A 15,298-nucleotide genomic window follows, 5' to 3' on the forward strand; every position below is an offset into this window, starting at 1 on the left:
GCGGGCGGGGCCGGCGGGAGAAAACCCGCACGACCGCGCACGGCCTCCCGCGCGGGCCGCTCCCCGCCCGGGTCCGCGGGCGGGCGCTCTCCGGTCGTGCGGGTTTTCTCCCACCCGGCACGGCCGACCGGCCGACCGTCGCGCTCCGCCGCCGGCGGCCCGCGACGGTGTAGGACTGGAACCCGGACACGCGAGGAGGCGACCCGATGAGCGAGCAGCGGACCCCGGCACAGCTCGACGACGGTTCCGGCAACACCGTCGACCGGCGCAACCTGCACACCGCCGCCTGGGGCGGCACGGTGGGCACGGCGCTGGAGCAGTACGACTTCGTCATCTACGGCACGGCGACGGCGATCATCTTCAACAAGATCTTCTTCACCGGCGCCTCACCGGCCGTCGGGGTGCTGGCCGGGTTCGCCACCTACGCCGTCGGGTTCGCCGCCCGGCCGCTGGGCGGGTTGTTCTTCTCCCGGTACGGCGACCGGCTGGGCCGCAAGTTCGTGCTGGTGGCGACCCTGTTCCTGATGGGTGTCGCCACCTTCCTGATCGGCGCCCTGCCCACCTACGACCAGGCCGGGCTGCTGGCACCGGCGCTGCTCGTCGTGCTCCGGCTGCTGCAGGGCTTCGGCGCGGGCGCGGAGCAGGCCGGGGGAGTGGTGCTGCTGACCGAGGTCGCGCCCCGGGACGCCCGTGGCCGCTACGCCTCGCTGGTCTTCGTCGGCGCCTCGGCCGGGACGGCGCTGGGTGCGGTGGTGTGGATCCTGGCCCAGCGGCTGCCCGAGGACCAGCTGCTCTCCTGGGGCTGGCGGGCGGTGTTCTTCTCCAGCATCTTCGTGACCTTCGCCGCCTACCTGCTGCGCCGCCAGCTCCGCGACGCCCCCGTCTTCGAGCGGGCCAAGGAGGAGCAGGCCCGCGAGCGCGAGCACCTGCCCTCACCGATCGCCAGCGTCTTCACCTCCGGGCTGCGGCCGTTCCTGCGCACCTTCGCGCTCAACATCGGCGGCAACACCCACTCCTACATCTTCCAGGTGTTCATGGGCAGCTACCTGATCAACACCGTCGGGGTGGACGACAAGCTGGTGCCCCAGGCGCTGCTGGTGGGGGCCCTGTTCGGCTGCGTCTCCGCCTTCGTCACCGGTGCGCTGACCGACCGCTTCGGCCGGCGCCAGGTGATCATCACGGTGGCCGCGGTGCTGCTGGTGCTACCCGCGCCCGCCTTCTGGATGCTGGACACCGGCAGACCGGCGCTGGTCGTGCTGGTGATCGTGCTGGGCTTCGTCTTCGCCGCGTACGGCACCGTGGGGTCGCAGGCGGCGGCCTTCGCCGAGCTGTCCGGCTCGCGCCACCGCTACGCCGGCGTGGCCCTGGGACGCGAGTTCTCCTCGGTGCTCGGCGGCGGCATCGCGCCCTTCGTCTCGGGGCTGCTGGTGCAGCTGTTCGCCGGCTGGATCGGCGTGGTCGTGTACATGACCGCGATCATGGCCGTCACGCTCGTCACCGCCATCCGGATGCCCGAGACCCGCGGCCGCGACCTCGCCCTGGAGGCCGACGCCTGAGCCCGGCGGGCCGACCCGCTCCTCGCGCCGCGACCGGCGCCGCCACCACCACAGCACCCCGGCGCCCGCGCCGGCCAGCAGGGCCGAGCTGCCGGCCACCACGAACCAGACCGCGTCGGCGCGCACCAGCACCGGCGCCGGCGGCACCGGCTCCGGCGGCGGCAGCCGCCCGGGCAGCCCGGCGACCACGGCCTGCGCCACCGGGTCCAGGTCGCTCGCCCGGTAGCCGCCGTGCACCGGACGGGTGCGCTCGAACTCCTGCGCCAGGTCGTTCTGGCCCGTCGCCACGCGGATGAGCCCGGGCCCGGCGTCGCACACCAGGTCGCCGGCGTCGCAGACGGAGAAGGTGACGCCGTTGCCGGTCAGCGCGAGGTCGTCGGCCGCGGCGGCCGCGGCCATCCGGGTCGGGTCGGGCTCCCCGGCGCCGATCTCGAAGACCGAGCGCACCATCGCCTGCACCCCGCGCGGGTCGTCGGGCTTCCCGCGGGCCTCGGCGACGGCGGCGCGGGCGTAGCTCATGGTGGCCACCAGCCCCGTCGACGTCTCCGGTGCGCTGCCCTCCCGGCGCACCGCCTGACCAGGGTGGAGGGTGGGGTCGCCGACCAGCACCGCGCCGGCCAGCCGCCAGTCGTCGTCGCGGCGGCTCATCGTGGTGGTCACCACCTGGGCGCCCTGGGAGAACCCGGCGAGCAGCCAGCGCTCGCCGGGGCAGCGGGCGGCGGAGTCGTCGAGCACCTGGCCCAGCTGCTGCACGCCGATGCCGACGCTCTGGAAGTAGCCGGTGGGAGGCACCTCCTCCTCCAGCAGCAGCCGGTCCAGCCCGACCGAGGACAGCGTGTGGGGGTCGACGGCGGGGAAGTCCAGCCACACCTCGCGGACGTCCAGGGTGCGGCCGCCGGCCGGCGGTGCGGCGCCGTCGAGGGCGTCGCGGACCCGGGTGACGGTGTCCCCGTAGGGGGTGGCCTCGCCGGAGCCGCGGGCGCCCACGAAGAGCAGGTCGGCGCAGGGGGCGTCCAGCACCGACGACGGCTGCGGGCCGGTCTCGCGCCAGCGCAGCAGCGGGACCTCGGCGGTGGCGGTCGAGGGGAGCGCGAGCAGCGCCAGCGCGAAGGCGCTGGCGAGGACCGTGCGGGCGCGGTGCTGCGGGGCTGCCATCGACGCCAGTCAAGCAAGCCCGGGCAAGGTCGTGGGGAGGCGTCTCACCCGCCGGGGGCGGCGTCCCGCTCGCCGAGGGCGGCGTCCACGGCGTCGGGGGAGAACACCGCGGCACGCACCATCCGCAGCGCCCCGCGGATGGCCGAGCGGCCGTCCTGGCTGCTGGTCCAGACCTCGATGTCGCGGTGCATGGGGGTGTGCAGCGCCCACCGCAGACCCTCGCGGATGGCGTCGGTGAGCACCTCGTCGGTGTCGGAGAGGTCCCCGCCCACCATCACCCGCTCCGGGTCCAGCAGGGCCACCGCGGTGGCCAGCGCCCGGCCGAGCGCGACCCCGCCCTCGGTCACGAGCCGGCGCGCCAGGGCGTTCCCGTCGCGGACGTGGGCGGCGACCGCCCGCGGGTTGGGGGCGTCGAGCCCGTCCTCGCGCAGCAGGGCGGCCAGGGCGCGCCCGCTGACCAGGGCCGACAGGCAGCCCGTCCGGCCGCAGTCGCAGACGCGGTCGGAGCCGTCGACGCGGATGTGCTCCAGCTCGCCCTCCAGCGAGGCGCCGCCGTGGTACAGCTCCCCGTCCACCACGAGGCCGGCACCGACGCCGTTGCCGACCTTGAGCAGCACGGACGCGTGGGCGTCGGAGCCGCTGAGCTCGACCTCGCCGACGGCCATCACGTTGGCGTCGTTGTCGACCAGCAGCGGGACCGGCCAGCGCCGCTGCACCAGGGCGGTCAGGTCCACGTCGTTCCAGCTGGACAGCCAGGTGCTGCGGGTGACCCGCCGGGTGGTGGGCGACACCGGGCCCGGCACGGCCAGGCCCATCCCGCACAGGGTGTCCGCGCCGCGGCCGGAGTCGGCGAGCATCCGCTCCAGCCGGTCCAGCGCCTCGGCCAGCACGACGTCGGGGCCGTCGGTGATGTCGTGGTCGTAGGCCTCGGTCACCAGCACCTCGCCGGCCGCCGTCGTCACCGCGAGCTGGGCCTGGGTGGAGCCGAGGTCGGCCACCAGCACGGTGCGCTCCACGTCCTTGACCCGCAGCTGGCCGGCCGGACGGCCCGGGCGCCCGGTGCCCCCGCTGGGCTCCTCCACCAGCAGGTCGAGGCTGAAGAGGGCCTCGACCCGGCTGAGCAGGGTGGTCCGCGAGATGCCGGTCAGCTCGAGCAGCTGGGCACGGGTCAGGTGCGGGTGCTCGATGATGATCGCGAGGAGCTGTCCGGGTGTGACGACCCCGGAGATGTGACGCATGACCGCCTTCCTGCGCCGTACGGGCACGGCCGACACCGCGGACCCGTGGGTCCGCGCCAGGGACATGGAGATGTGGTGCCGACGACCGGCCAGCAGACAGGTGATGGCTCGCCGCCCCCTCCCCCGAGTGGAGCGGCGAGCCGTCCCCACCGTAGAGCAGCGCTCCTCACGGCGTCCACGAAACGCAGGAACCCGTGGGGACAACTGGGGACCACCTCCCGGCACGGCAGGTGGGTACACTGCCGCGACGAGCCACAGGAGGGGACACATGACCGCGTTCTTCGTCATCGGGGTGGTCGGTCTGGCCCTGCTGCTGGTGGCCCTGGTCGCCGGTGAGGTGGTCGAGGGGATCTTCGACAGCATCGGCGGCGAGTGGCTGTCCGGGGCGGGCCTGGCCGGGTTCATCGGCGCCTTCGGCTTCGCCGGGGCGCTGGCCTACGAGCTGAGCGAGTCCGTGGCCGTCGGCGTGGTGGTCGGCCTCGGCGCCGGCGCGCTGATCGGCGTGCTGGTGGCGCTCGGGACCCGCTTCCTGCAGCGCAGCAGCGACGACTCCACCGTCCGGACGGCCTCCCTGGTCGGCCGCGCCGGCTCGGTCAGCACGCCGGTGCCCGCCGGCGGGTTCGGCGAGATCACCCTGGTGGCCGCCGGTCACATCACCCGGCTCAACGCCCGCTCCGCCACCCCGCTGCCGGCCGGCACCACCGTCACCATCACCCAGGTGCTCTCGGCCACCGCGGTGATGGTCGAGCCGGCCACCGCGGTCGCGCCCCAGGTGCCCAGCGAGGTGGCCCTGGACGAGGTGCCGCCGCCCCCGCCGTCACCGGCCGCGGAGCCCGCCGCCCAGGACGGCACCCCCGGTCCCTCGGGCGCCCCCGACTTCACCGCGCCGCCGGGCCCGACCTGGTCGCCCTGGGCCGACCCGGACCCCGACGGGGACCGTCGCTGACGGGTCCCCGGCTCGGGCGGGGGCCGGCGACCCCGGGAGATGAGAGGATCCCCACCGTCCCCTCCCGCTCCGTCGCCGCGCGCAGGTCCTTGGGGCCTGCGCCGCAGAGAAGGAAGTCATGATCGATCTCCTGGGCACGCCGTTGCTCGCCATCATCGGACTGATCGTCCTGGTGGTGCTGATCGGCCTGCTGATCACCACCCGCTACAAGGTCGCCGGGCCCAACGAGGCCTTCATCGTCACCGGGCGCAAGGGCAAGGAGGTGAAGAACCCCGAGACCGGGGAGATCTCCACCGACCTGTCCGGGCAGAAGGTCGTCATGGGCGGCGGCATCTTCGTCATCCCGTTCGTGCAGCGGCTCCACATCCTCGACCTCTCCAGCCGCCGCATCATGGTGCAGATCCGCGGCGCGGTCTCCGGCCAGGGCGTCAAGCTGAACCTGGACGGCGTGGCCATCGTCAAGGTCGGTGGCAACGAGGACTCCATCCGCGCCGCCGCGCAGCGCTTCCTGAGCCAGCAGGAGGAGATCGAGACCTTCACCCAGGAGACGCTTGCCGGCTCGCTGCGCTCCATCGTGGGCTCGCTGTCGGTGGAGCAGATCATCCGCGACCGCGCCGCCTTCGCCCAGCGGGTGGCCGACGAGTCGGAGTCCTCGCTGACCGGCCAGGGCCTGGTGCTCGACACCTTCCAGATCCAGGACATCACCGACGACGGCACCTACCTCTCCGACCTGGGACGTCCCGAGGCCGCCCGGGTCGGGCAGGTCGCGGCCATCGCCGAGGCCAACGCCACCCAGGCCGCCCAGCAGGCCCGCCTCGCCGCCGAGCAGGAGATCGCGATCTCCGAGCGCGCGCTGAACCTGAAGCAGGCCGAGATCAAGGCCGAGACCGACGCCGCTGCCGCCCAGGCCGCGGCCGCCGGTCCGCTGGCCCAGGCCGACCGCGACCAGGCCATCCTGACCGAGCAGGAGAAGGTGGCCGTCCGGCAGGCGGCGCTGAAGGACCGCCAGCTCGACACCGAGGTCCGCAAGCCCGCCGACGCCGAGCGCTACCGGGTGGAGACCGAGGCCGAGGGTCGCCGCCAGTCGGCCATCCTCGAGGCCGACGCCCGCCGCCAGGCCGCCATCGCCGCCGCCGAGGCCGAGGCCGAGAAGGCCCGGCTCACCGGTGAGGGTGACAAGTCGCGGCGCTCGGCGCTGGCCGAGGCCGAGGCGATCGAGGGCGCCAAGCGCGGTGAGGCCGAGAAGGCCCGCCGTGTCGCCGAGGCCGAGGCCACCCGGGCCGAGGGTGAGGCCGAGGCCGCCGCGATCCTGGCCAAGGGCCAGGCCGAGGCCGAGGCGATGGACAAGCGGGCCGCCGCCTTCGCCCGGTACAACGACGCCGCCGTGCTGCAGATGCTGATCGAGGTGCTGCCGCAGGTGGCCCGCGAGGTGGCCGCGCCGATGTCCTCCATCGACAAGCTCACCGTCATCAGCACCGACGGCGCCGGTGAGATGCCCAAGCAGGTGACCAGCAACATCGTCCAGGCGATGGAGCTGATCAAGAACAGCACCGGGGTCGACCTGACCCGGATCGTCGACCGCTTCAGCGAGGAGGGCGACCGCGGGTCGCGCGCCGAGCGTCCCGGTCTGGACAGCGCCACCACCGCCAGCTGAGCTCGCGGCTGGACCAGCACGACCCGCAGGGCCCCGGCAGCGTGCCGGGGCCCTGCGTGTTCCACAAGGCGGTGTCCTGTTCCGGCCAGGGCCGGTTCCGGCCACTCCTTTGCCTGGCAAGGTCGCCCGAGGGCTGATTGGGTTTTCACAGGAGCCGGGACAACGGCGTCTCCGCTCCGGATCTCGGGAACGGTCCGCCCCTCCCACCCCCAGGGGCGGGCCGTTCGTCAGGACTCCGTGCCCCAAGAAAGGACCTCGTCCACATGGTTCCATTGCCGTCACCGATCCGCCGGACCGGCAGGATCGTGGCAGCAGCCGGGGTGGTCGGCGCGCTGTGCGCCACCGGCCTGGCCGTGCCAGCCCAGGCCAAGCCCCCCGTCCACTCCGAACCGGTCGTGCAGGACCTGGTCCCCGCCGCGCTGCGGACGCAGCAGCTGCTCTGGGAGGACTGCGAGTTCCCCGACGTGGCCGAGCCCACCCGCAGCACCCTGCTGGCCGTCGAGGGCCTGCAGTGCGCCACCGTCGTCGTCCCGCGCGACTGGTACCACGCCAAGGACGGCAACACCATCGAGGTGGAGATCTCCAAGGTGCCGGCGGCCGACGAGAGCCGGCGCCGTGGCGTCATGCTGATCAACCCGGGCGGACCGGGCGGCTCGGGGCTGCCCTGGAGCGCCTCGATGGCGCTGCGCTCGCCCGACGTGCACGAGGTCTACGACACCATCGGCTTCGACCCCCGCGGGGTGGGGGAGAGCACCGAGCTGATCTGCGAGTACGACGCCTCCGCCCAGACCCAGGTCGAGTTCGCCCGCAACTACGCCGAGGGCTGTCTGCGCAACCCGCTGACGCCGTTCATCACCACCCGCCAGACCACGCTCGACATGGACTTCATCCGCTACCTGCTGGGTGAGAAGAAGCTGAGCTACGTCGGCTACTCCTACGGCACCTGGCTGGGCGGCAGCTACGCGGCCACCTTCCCGTCCAAGACCGACCGGTTCCTCCTCGACTCCGCCACCGACATGACCTCGGGGACGCTGGAGGAGACCTGGGACCTGCAGCCCGGCACCCGTGACCGGCAGATGCAGGACATGCTGATGCCCTACATCGCCCGCCACGACGACGTCTACGGCATGGGCGACACGGCGATGGAGGCCCGTCGCGCCTTCGAGGAGGCCGGCGGCTTCGACAACTACATCAACATCATCATCGGGCTCAACACGGTCATCAACGCGATGTACAGCACCGAGCTGTACCCGCAGGCCGCGGCGGTGCTGTCCGCGCTGGCCGAGGTCAACGCCGGCGGCGTCCGCGAGGACTTCCGGCTGCCCTACGGCACCGACGCCGTCCGGGCCGTGCCGGACTACCTCGGCCAGATCGAGGAGCACGTGAAGGGCCTCGACATCTCCGCCGAGGACAAGGCGGCCGTGCTGGCCGAGCTCGACGACGCGCTGCAGCAGTACGTGACCAACGCCGACGCCGCGGACGGCCAGATCGACGGTCAGATCGAGGGCCAGATCATCGACGGCCAGATCCTCGACGGGCAGATCCTGGACGGCCAGATCATGGACGGTCAGATCACCGAGGGCCAGATCAGCGAGGGCCAGATCACCGAGGGCCAGATCGCCGAGGCCCAGCTGGCCACCGACGCCGGCGCCTTCGAGGCCATCCGCTGCCAGGACGGGCAGTGGACCACCGACCTCGAGACCTGGGAGGCCAAGCTCGAGCAGGGCTTCCGGGACGCGCCGCTGACCGCGATGTTCCAGTCCGTGCCGGTGTGCGCCTTCTGGCCCGCCCAGGAGGAGGGCTTCCCCGAGCTGAAGAACAAGGACCTGCCGGGCGTGCTCTTCCTGCAGTCGGAGTTCGACGCGGCCACCGCCTACGAGGGCGCCGAGCGCTCCATCCGCAAGTTCACCCGCTCGAAGGCCGTCGTGGTCGACAACGAGGGCAGCCACGGGCTGTTCCCCTACGGCACCGAGTGCGTCGACCAGCCGGCGCTGACCTGGCTGCTGGACGGCGAGCTGCCCCGGTCGAAGTGGAACGCCTGCGTGGGGGTCCCGCTGCCGGGTGAGATCTACACCTACAACGTCGGCGGCACCGTGAACAAGAACGGCAAGCTGCGCGGCTTCAAGATGCAGTCCGAGTCGGTGCAGGAGGCCAACGAGATGGTCGCCGAGCTCCGTCGCGAGGCCGGCATCCCCGACATCCCCGGCTCCGAGGACGCCACCGTGGCGGCCGCGCTGCCGGTCCGCTGAGACCTGGGGGCACCACCCCCCAGCCGGACACCCCCCGCCGCAGCCGTCCCGCAACGGCCGCGGTCGTCCGGACTGGTGCCCCCCTCACCAGTCGAGTGCCCCCGATTCCCCCGGTCGGGGGCACTCGCACGTCCCGGGCCGGTGGAGGGCGCGGGTTCAGGGGACGCGGGTGCCCGCCCGCACCAGGGCGGCGCCGAGCTGCAGCCGGGTCTGCACGCCGTGCTGGTCCATCAGCTCCGACACCCAGCGGCGCACCGTCCGCTCGCTGACCCCGAGCTGGCCGGCGATGGCCAGGTCGGTGCTGCCGGTCATCAGCAGCTGGATCAGGTGCTCGGTGCGGTCCTGCACCCCGGCCTCGGAGGTGGGCGTGGAGAACGCGACGACCGCCGCCTCCCAGGCCCGCTCGAACAGCCACTGCAGCGCCTCGGCCAGGGCCGGGTTGTTCAGCACCGACGCCCGGACCGGGCCCTCCTCGGTGTAGGAGGTCATCGTCGGGATCATCGCGTAGGTGCCGTCGATCAGCAGCATCTTCAACGGCACCCGGCCGATCCGCGCCTCCTCGCCGTTGGCGGCGAACTCGCGCATCACCGCCATCCGGCGCGGGTCGAAGCCCGGGTGGTAGACCGTCCGCATCCGGACCCCGCGGCGCAGCGCCCGGAACTCCGGGGACTCCTGCTCCATCTCGGCGGCGTCCTCGTGGGGGGAGACGTCGGTGGCGTAGGGCGGCTGGTCCAGGATGCAGATCTCGCGGACGGCGCGGTCGCACAGGTCGGCCGAGGCCGCCTGCATCGCCTCACGGCCCACCACGCTGATGAACCCGTTCTCGTCGGCCGACAGCCGGGCGGCGGTGACGCGCTGCTCGAACCCCTCCGCGGCGCGGACGGCGGCGTCCAGCTGGTGCTGGCGGGCCTCCCGCAGCCCGGTGACCACCATGCCCAGCGGCAGCGCCCGGTGCTCCCCGTCGGGCAGCGGGGCCACCAGCCCCAGGGCGGCGAGCTCCGCGGTCGCGGCGGTGGTCCGGGCGGGAGACAGCCCCGCCCGCTCGCCGAGCTCGTCCAGCCGGGCCTGGCCCAGGGGTGCGAGCAGCGAGTACAGCGACTCGGCCTCGGTGCTGATCCCCAGTGGCTCCAGCATGGGTGTCGTCGTCTCCTGGCGGGTGCTGCGCGGGTGCGGGGCGGGCGGCTCAGAGCCGGCGCAGGAAGTCGGGGTCGTCGTCGGGGTAGCGCGGCGGACGGTTGGGCGACCCGCCGCCGCCCCTGGCGCTGGGGCGACCCAGCACGAGCCAGCAGATGGGTCCGACCACGGGGACGATGACGATGGCGGTCAGCCAGAGCCAGCGTGGCGCGCGGCGCACCTCGTCACCGGGGGTCTGGGCGACGTCCACGATGCAGTAGACCATCAGCGCCAGCGCGATGAAGACGGGCAGGTAGCGCACCATGGGCGAAGTGTAGTCCCGACCGCTGCCGCGGTCCGGGGTTCAGCCCAGCGCCAGCCCGGCGAACAGCCCCACCGCCGCCAGCAGCTCGGCCATCCCGGTCCGCTGCAGCACCGGCACCAGGGCCCTACCGGTGGCGCCGCCGAGCACGGCGCGCAGCGCCGGCACCAGCAGCACCAGGCACCCCAGCCCCAGCAGCGCCAGCCACGTCGTGGTGGCCGCCACGACCACCACCCCGGCGACCGCCAGCAGCACCAGGCCCAGGTACAGCAGCCGGGTCCCCCGCTCGCCCAGCCGCGTGGCCAGCGTCCGCTTGCCCACCTCGCGGTCGCCGTGGACGTCGCGCAGGTTGTTGGCCACCAGCAGCGCGCAGGCCAGCGCGCCGACGGCCACCGCCGCGGCCACCGTGGGGACGTCCACGCCGCCGGTCTGCACCAGCGTGGTGCCGCAGACCGCCACCAGCCCGAAGAAGACGAAGACGAACACCTCGCCCCAGCCGGCGTAGCCGTAGGGCCGCCGGCCGCCGGTGTAGTACCAGGCGGCCGCGATGGAGGCGGCGCCGACCAGCAGCAGCCACCACTGCCCCGACAGCGCGACCAGGACGAGCCCGGCCACGGCGGCCACCGCGAAGCAGCCGAACGCGGCCCGCTTCACCGCGGCCGGGCGGGCGGTGCCGGAGCCGACCAGCCGCATCGGACCGACCCGGTCGGCGTCGGTGCCGCGGATGCCGTCGGAGTAGTCGTTGGCGTAGTTCACCCCGACCTGCAGCGCCAGGCTCACCACCAGCGCCAGCGCGGCGAGCCCCCAGCGGGGCGAGCCGGCGGCCAGGGCGGTGCCGGTGCCGGCCAGCACGGGGGCGAGCGCGGCGGGCAGGGTGCGGGGACGGGCACCGGCCACCCACGCCGAGGCCGGCACCGGGGAGGTCGGGGTGCTGCTCATCGAGGTCCTTCCGGGAGTGCGGGGCCGGTCGTGGTGGCGCTCGTGGTGGGGTCGGTCGTGGCGGGGACGTCCGCGGCGGCACGGCGCAGCGAGAGCCGGTCCAGCTTGCCGCCGGGCAGCAGCGGCAGCGTCGGCAGCCGCAGCACCTCGGTCGGCAGCGCCGCCGGCTCGACCCGGGGACGCAGCAGCTCGCGGACGTCGGCCAGGGTGGGAGCGGGGCCGTCCGCGGTCAGCACCAGCACCACCCGGGCGCCCCACTCCGCGTCGGGCCGGGCGGTGACGGCGACCTGCTCGCTGCCCAGCGCGGCACGGACCAGCCGCTCCACCCGGGCGAGGTCGACGTTGGTGCCGCCGGAGACCACCACGTCGTCGACCCGGCCGAGCACGGTCAGCCGGCCCCCGTCGAGGCGGCCGCGGTCGGCGGTGCGGACCCGGCCGGGCCCGGTGAGCACCTCCCGGGTCAGCTCGGGGCGGCGGTGGTAGCCGGCGAAGGCCGTCGGCGTGGTGAGGGTGATCCGCTGGTCGGCCGGGTCCACCGAGACCTGCACGCCGTCCAGCGGGCGTCCGTCGTAGACGCAGCCGCCGCAGGTCTCGCTCATCCCGTAGGTGGTGACCAGCCGGACGCCGCCGGCCCGGAACCGCTCGAGCAGCCCGTCCTCGGCGGCGGCGCCGCCGACCAGCACGGTGTCGTAGCGGGCGAGCCGCTCCACCGCGGCCGGGTCGTCGGCCACCCGGTGCAGCTGGGTGGGGACGACGGAGAGGAAGTGCGGGCCGTCGCCCTCGGGGGCGAGAGCCGGGTCGGAGAGGTCGGAGGAGAGGCGGCGCAGCGCCCCGCCGCCGACCACGGCGCGCACCAGCACCATCAGCCCGGCCACCGAGGAGGCCGGCAGCGTCAGCGTCCAGCTGCCCGGGCCGCCCAGCCGTGCCGCGGTCGCGGCCACCGACGCCTGCAGCGCCGACACGGGCAGCACCACCGCCTTCGGCTCACCGGTCGAGCCGGAGGTGGCGACCACCACGCCGACGTCGGCACCGACCGGCACCTCGGGCGCCAGCACGGCCAGGAACCGCTCCCGGGCGGCTGCCTCGGCCGGCAGCACGGCCACCGGCCGTCCGCCTCGCAGCGCCGCGGCCAGCGCGGCCGGCAGCTGCGGGTCGTCGGCCGCCACCGGGTGCAGCAGGACGAGGCGGCTCACCCGGCCAGCCTAGACCGCCCGGCCCCTCCGCCCCCGCCGCAGCCGACGCCCGCCGCCGGCCTCAGCGGGCGGCCAGCTCGACCAGCTCCAGCGGCCCGGCCAGCTCCACCACCAGCTCGTACGGGCCCGCGCCGCCGTCGACCGCCAGCACCAGCTCACCCGGCTCGGCGGTCGCGGCGGCGACCCGCTCCTCGCCGTGCGCGTCGACGAGCCGCGCCCTCACCGACGCCGGACCGGGCACCAGCGGCGAACCGGGCCGCAGGCACAGCACCAGCGCCCGGGCCCCCGTCAGGTCGAGCCGGTCGTAGCGGACCGTGCCGGAGCCCGCCCCGGACGCGCGGAGCGCGTGGCCGCGGAGGTCGCCGGTGCCCACCAGCTCCAGCCCGGACCAGCTGCTGAAGCACTCCGCCCGGACCGGGCGGACCGAGGGCCGGTGCAGCCCCTGCGGGCGTCCGGGCACCTCCACCTCGAACGCAGCCACCACGTCGGTGGCCGAGCGGGCGACCTCCACCCGGTGCCGGGCGGGGCGCCACCAGCCGTCGCTGGTCACGTCCCACAGCTCCAGCCGCTCCCAGGGCACCTCCACCGTCACCTCGGCGGACCCCCCGGGCGCCACGTCGACCCGGACGTGGCCGAGCAGCCGGCGCGGGGCCGCCTCGGTGCCCAGCGCCCGGCCGTAGACCTGCACCACCTCCGGTGCCGGTCGCCCGCCGGTCGTCTCCACCCGCACCGGGACCCGCAGCCCGTCCGGGCCGACCTCGACGCCGGGCGCGGCCCAGCTGGTGGCCGACCAGTGCAGCCCGTGCCCCAGCGGGAACCGGGGGGCGTGCGGGGACCACCACGAGGTCTGCCGGGCGGTCACCAGGTCGTAGTCGAAGCGGTCGCCGGCGTCCTCGGCCCGGCGGGGCCACGGCTGCGGCAGCCGGCCACGTGGCTCGGCGGCGCCGGTCAGCACGTCGACCACCGCGTGGCCGAGCTCCTGGCCGCCGTGGCTGCTCCACAGCAGCGGCAGCTCCGCCACGTCGTCGTCGAGGACGTAGGGGTAGCTGGAGACGACCACGACCACCACGTGGGCGCCGCCGGCCCGCAGCGTGCGGACCAGCTCGACCTGGCGGGGCGGCAGCCGCAGGTCGGGACGGTCGGCCGTCTCCCGCCCGTTCAGGTGCGGGTCGTTGCCCAGCGCCACCACCACGGTGTCGACCTGCTCGGCCAGCCGGGCGGCCTCGTCCAGCCCGGAGCGCAGCACCACCACCTCGAAGCGGGCCGCCGTCTGCGCCGTCCGGGCGCCGACCTCGGCCACCCCGTCGGGGCGCAGGTGCACCCAGCGTCCGGTGCCGGTGTGCAGCAGCGAGACCGTGCCGTCGGGGTGCGGCTCGGCGCGGAAGCTCTCCTGCACCTCCCAGCCGCCGACCCGCTGCGCGGAGGCGTGCAGGGCTCGGCCGTCGGGGGAGCCCAGCAGCCCCGACGGCGCCCGGAAGGTGAGCACCCCGTGGCCCCAGTCGCGCAGCTGCCAGGACGTCGCGGCGGCCCGCGGCACGGCCCGGACGGCCGAGCGCGGGTCGGTGCCCAGCCAGCGGGCCGGCTTAGAGCCGGCCACCCGCAGCAGCACGGTGTCGTCGCCGGAGACGCTCGGCGGGTTCTGCGGGCCGAGCTCGGCGACGGCGTCGGCCACGGAGACCCGGTAGGGCAGGCTGCCGCTGTACCAGTCGGTCAGCACCTCGTCGGCCAGCGGTCCCACCACCCCGGTGCGGGCGGCGGGATCCAGCGGCAGCGTGCCGCCGGGGGCGTTCAGCACCACCACCGCCGCGGTGGCGGCCTCGCGGGCCAGCGCGGCGTGCTCGGCCGAGGCGACCTGCTCGGCGCCGAGGTCGGCCCACGGGTCCTCCTCGTCGAGCTCGCCGGTGAGCTCGCGCAGCGACAGCACCCGGGCCGCGGCGCGGTCGACGTCGGCCTGCTCCAGCAGGCCGCGGTCGAGGGCCTCGCCCAGCCGGCGCAGCGTGGGCCCGGGGCGGGCGTCGTCCTCGGTGACCGAGTCGACCCCGGCACGGACCACCAGCGCGAACGCCTCTGCCTCGTCCAGCTCGGGGCGCTGCACCCGGAACACGTTGCCGGGGGCGTAGGCGTCGGAGACCACGGCCAGCGGGTGCGGGCAGGCCGCCCGGACGGCGTCGAGCAGGTCGGCCGACAGGTGCGCCGCCCGTCCGTTGACCAGGTTGTAGGAGGGCATCACCGCCGCCACCACGCCGGCGCGGAGCGGGCCGAGGAAGGCCGGCAGCTCGTACTCGTGCAGCACCCGCGGCGGCACCTGCACCGAGACGGCGTCGCGGTGGTCCTCGACGTTGTAGGCGCACAGGTGCTTGAGGGTGGGGGTGACCCGCCACCAGCGGGGGTGGTCGCCCTTCATGCCGGCGGCGTAGGCGGTGGCCAGCTCGGCGGTGAGGTGCGGGTCCTCGCTGTAGCCCTCTTCGTTGCGGCCCCAGGCCGGGTGGCGCAGCGGGTCCACCACCGGCGCCCAGACGTTGAGCCCCACCTCCGGGTCGCCGTTGTGCATGGCGCGCGCCTCGGTGCCCACGGCCTCGCCGACGCGGCGCACCAGGGCGGCGTCCCAGGTGGCGCCGAGCCCGACGGCCTGGCAGAAGACGGTGGCCCGGCCCAGCCAGGCGACGCCGTGCAGCGCCTCGTTGCCGGTGTGGAAGGCGGCCAGGTCAGCCTGCGCCAGGGCGGGGACGCGCTGGTGGAGCAGGTGCAGCCGGCCGGCCGGGTCGAGGGCCTCGAGCACGGCGCGGACGCGGGCAGACGGTTCGGTCACGTTCGGGGCTCCTCGTCGAGCAGGGTCTTGCCGGGTGTCGGCCGGCGGGTTACAGTCCACCATCGAAGCGCTTCGACGACAACCCCGGAGCGCCCGTCCGGACCCGGAGACGCGGGTCGTCACA

10 protein-coding genes and 1 pseudogene are annotated in these 15,298 nt (G+C 75.0%); 4 read left to right on the forward strand and 7 right to left on the reverse strand.

The window, feature by feature from the left end; all coding sequences use genetic code 11:
• Window positions 1-206: 206 nt before the first annotated feature.
• Window positions 207-1,556: an MFS transporter gene (locus tag GC722_RS18175; RefSeq protein WP_156608608.1), complete on the forward strand. Its 1,350-nt coding sequence runs from the start codon at window positions 207-209 to the stop codon at window positions 1,554-1,556.
• Window positions 1,557-1,871: 315 nt separating this feature from the next.
• On the opposite strand, the pseudogene GC722_RS18180 reads toward GC722_RS18175, so the two are convergent.
• Both GC722_RS18180 and GC722_RS05575 read right to left on the reverse strand, forming a co-directional pair.
• Window positions 1,872-2,711: pseudogene (locus GC722_RS18180) on the reverse strand (cutinase family protein); the annotation flags it as partial.
• A gap of 44 nt (window positions 2,712-2,755) precedes the next feature.
• Window positions 2,756-3,949, reverse strand: coding sequence for an ROK family protein (locus GC722_RS05575; RefSeq protein ID WP_197429831.1), 1,194 nt, complete (start codon window positions 3,947-3,949; stop codon window positions 2,756-2,758).
• Window positions 3,950-4,217: 268 nt separating this feature from the next.
• On the opposite strand from GC722_RS05575, the gene GC722_RS17675 reads away from it, so the two are divergent.
• From GC722_RS17675 to GC722_RS05585, 3 genes are all read left to right on the forward strand, one after another.
• Window positions 4,218-4,895 carry an NfeD family protein gene (locus GC722_RS17675; protein ID WP_197429832.1) on the forward strand — a complete coding sequence of 226 codons (678 nt, stop codon included), beginning with the start codon at window positions 4,218-4,220 and terminating at the stop codon, window positions 4,893-4,895.
• A gap of 118 nt (window positions 4,896-5,013) precedes the next feature.
• Entirely contained in the window at window positions 5,014-6,549 is a 1,536-nt protein-coding gene (locus tag GC722_RS05580; protein ID WP_197429833.1) for a flotillin family protein, read from the forward strand.
• A gap of 305 nt (window positions 6,550-6,854) precedes the next feature.
• Window positions 6,855-8,798, forward strand: coding sequence for an alpha/beta hydrolase (locus GC722_RS05585; protein ID WP_197429834.1), 1,944 nt, complete (start codon window positions 6,855-6,857; stop codon window positions 8,796-8,798).
• 156 nt (window positions 8,799-8,954) lie between these two features.
• Here GC722_RS05585 and GC722_RS05590 read toward each other — a convergent pair whose 3' ends face one another.
• The 5 genes from GC722_RS05590 to GC722_RS05610 form a co-directional block, all read right to left on the reverse strand.
• Window positions 8,955-9,932: a helix-turn-helix domain-containing protein gene (locus GC722_RS05590; RefSeq protein WP_156608616.1), complete on the reverse strand. Its 978-nt coding sequence runs from the start codon at window positions 9,930-9,932 to the stop codon at window positions 8,955-8,957.
• Between the two features lie 49 nt (window positions 9,933-9,981).
• Window positions 9,982-10,236 carry a PLD nuclease N-terminal domain-containing protein gene (locus GC722_RS05595; protein WP_156608618.1) on the reverse strand — a complete coding sequence of 85 codons (255 nt, stop codon included), beginning with the start codon at window positions 10,234-10,236 and terminating at the stop codon, window positions 9,982-9,984.
• A 39-nt stretch (window positions 10,237-10,275) separates the two neighbouring features.
• The gene (locus GC722_RS05600) at window positions 10,276-11,172 is read right to left on the reverse strand and encodes a 1,4-dihydroxy-2-naphthoate polyprenyltransferase (protein WP_156608620.1); all 897 of its coding nucleotides are present in this window, start codon (window positions 11,170-11,172) and stop codon (window positions 10,276-10,278) included.
• On the reverse strand, window positions 11,169-12,365 hold the full coding sequence (locus GC722_RS05605) for an AMP-binding protein (RefSeq protein ID WP_197429835.1): 1,197 nt from the start codon (window positions 12,363-12,365) through the stop codon (window positions 11,169-11,171). The genes GC722_RS05600 and GC722_RS05605 overlap by 4 nt, the downstream gene beginning before the upstream one ends.
• Window positions 12,366-12,426: 61 nt before the next feature.
• Window positions 12,427-15,174 (reverse strand): glycoside hydrolase family 3 C-terminal domain-containing protein, encoded by a 2,748-nt coding sequence (locus tag GC722_RS05610; RefSeq protein WP_197429836.1) that lies wholly within the window; start codon window positions 15,172-15,174, stop codon window positions 12,427-12,429.
• Window positions 15,175-15,298: the final 124 nt, after the last annotated feature.

The sequence above is a fragment of the Auraticoccus cholistanensis genome, assembly GCF_009742705.1.
GTDB lineage: Bacteria > Actinomycetota > Actinomycetes > Propionibacteriales > Propionibacteriaceae > Auraticoccus > Auraticoccus cholistanensis.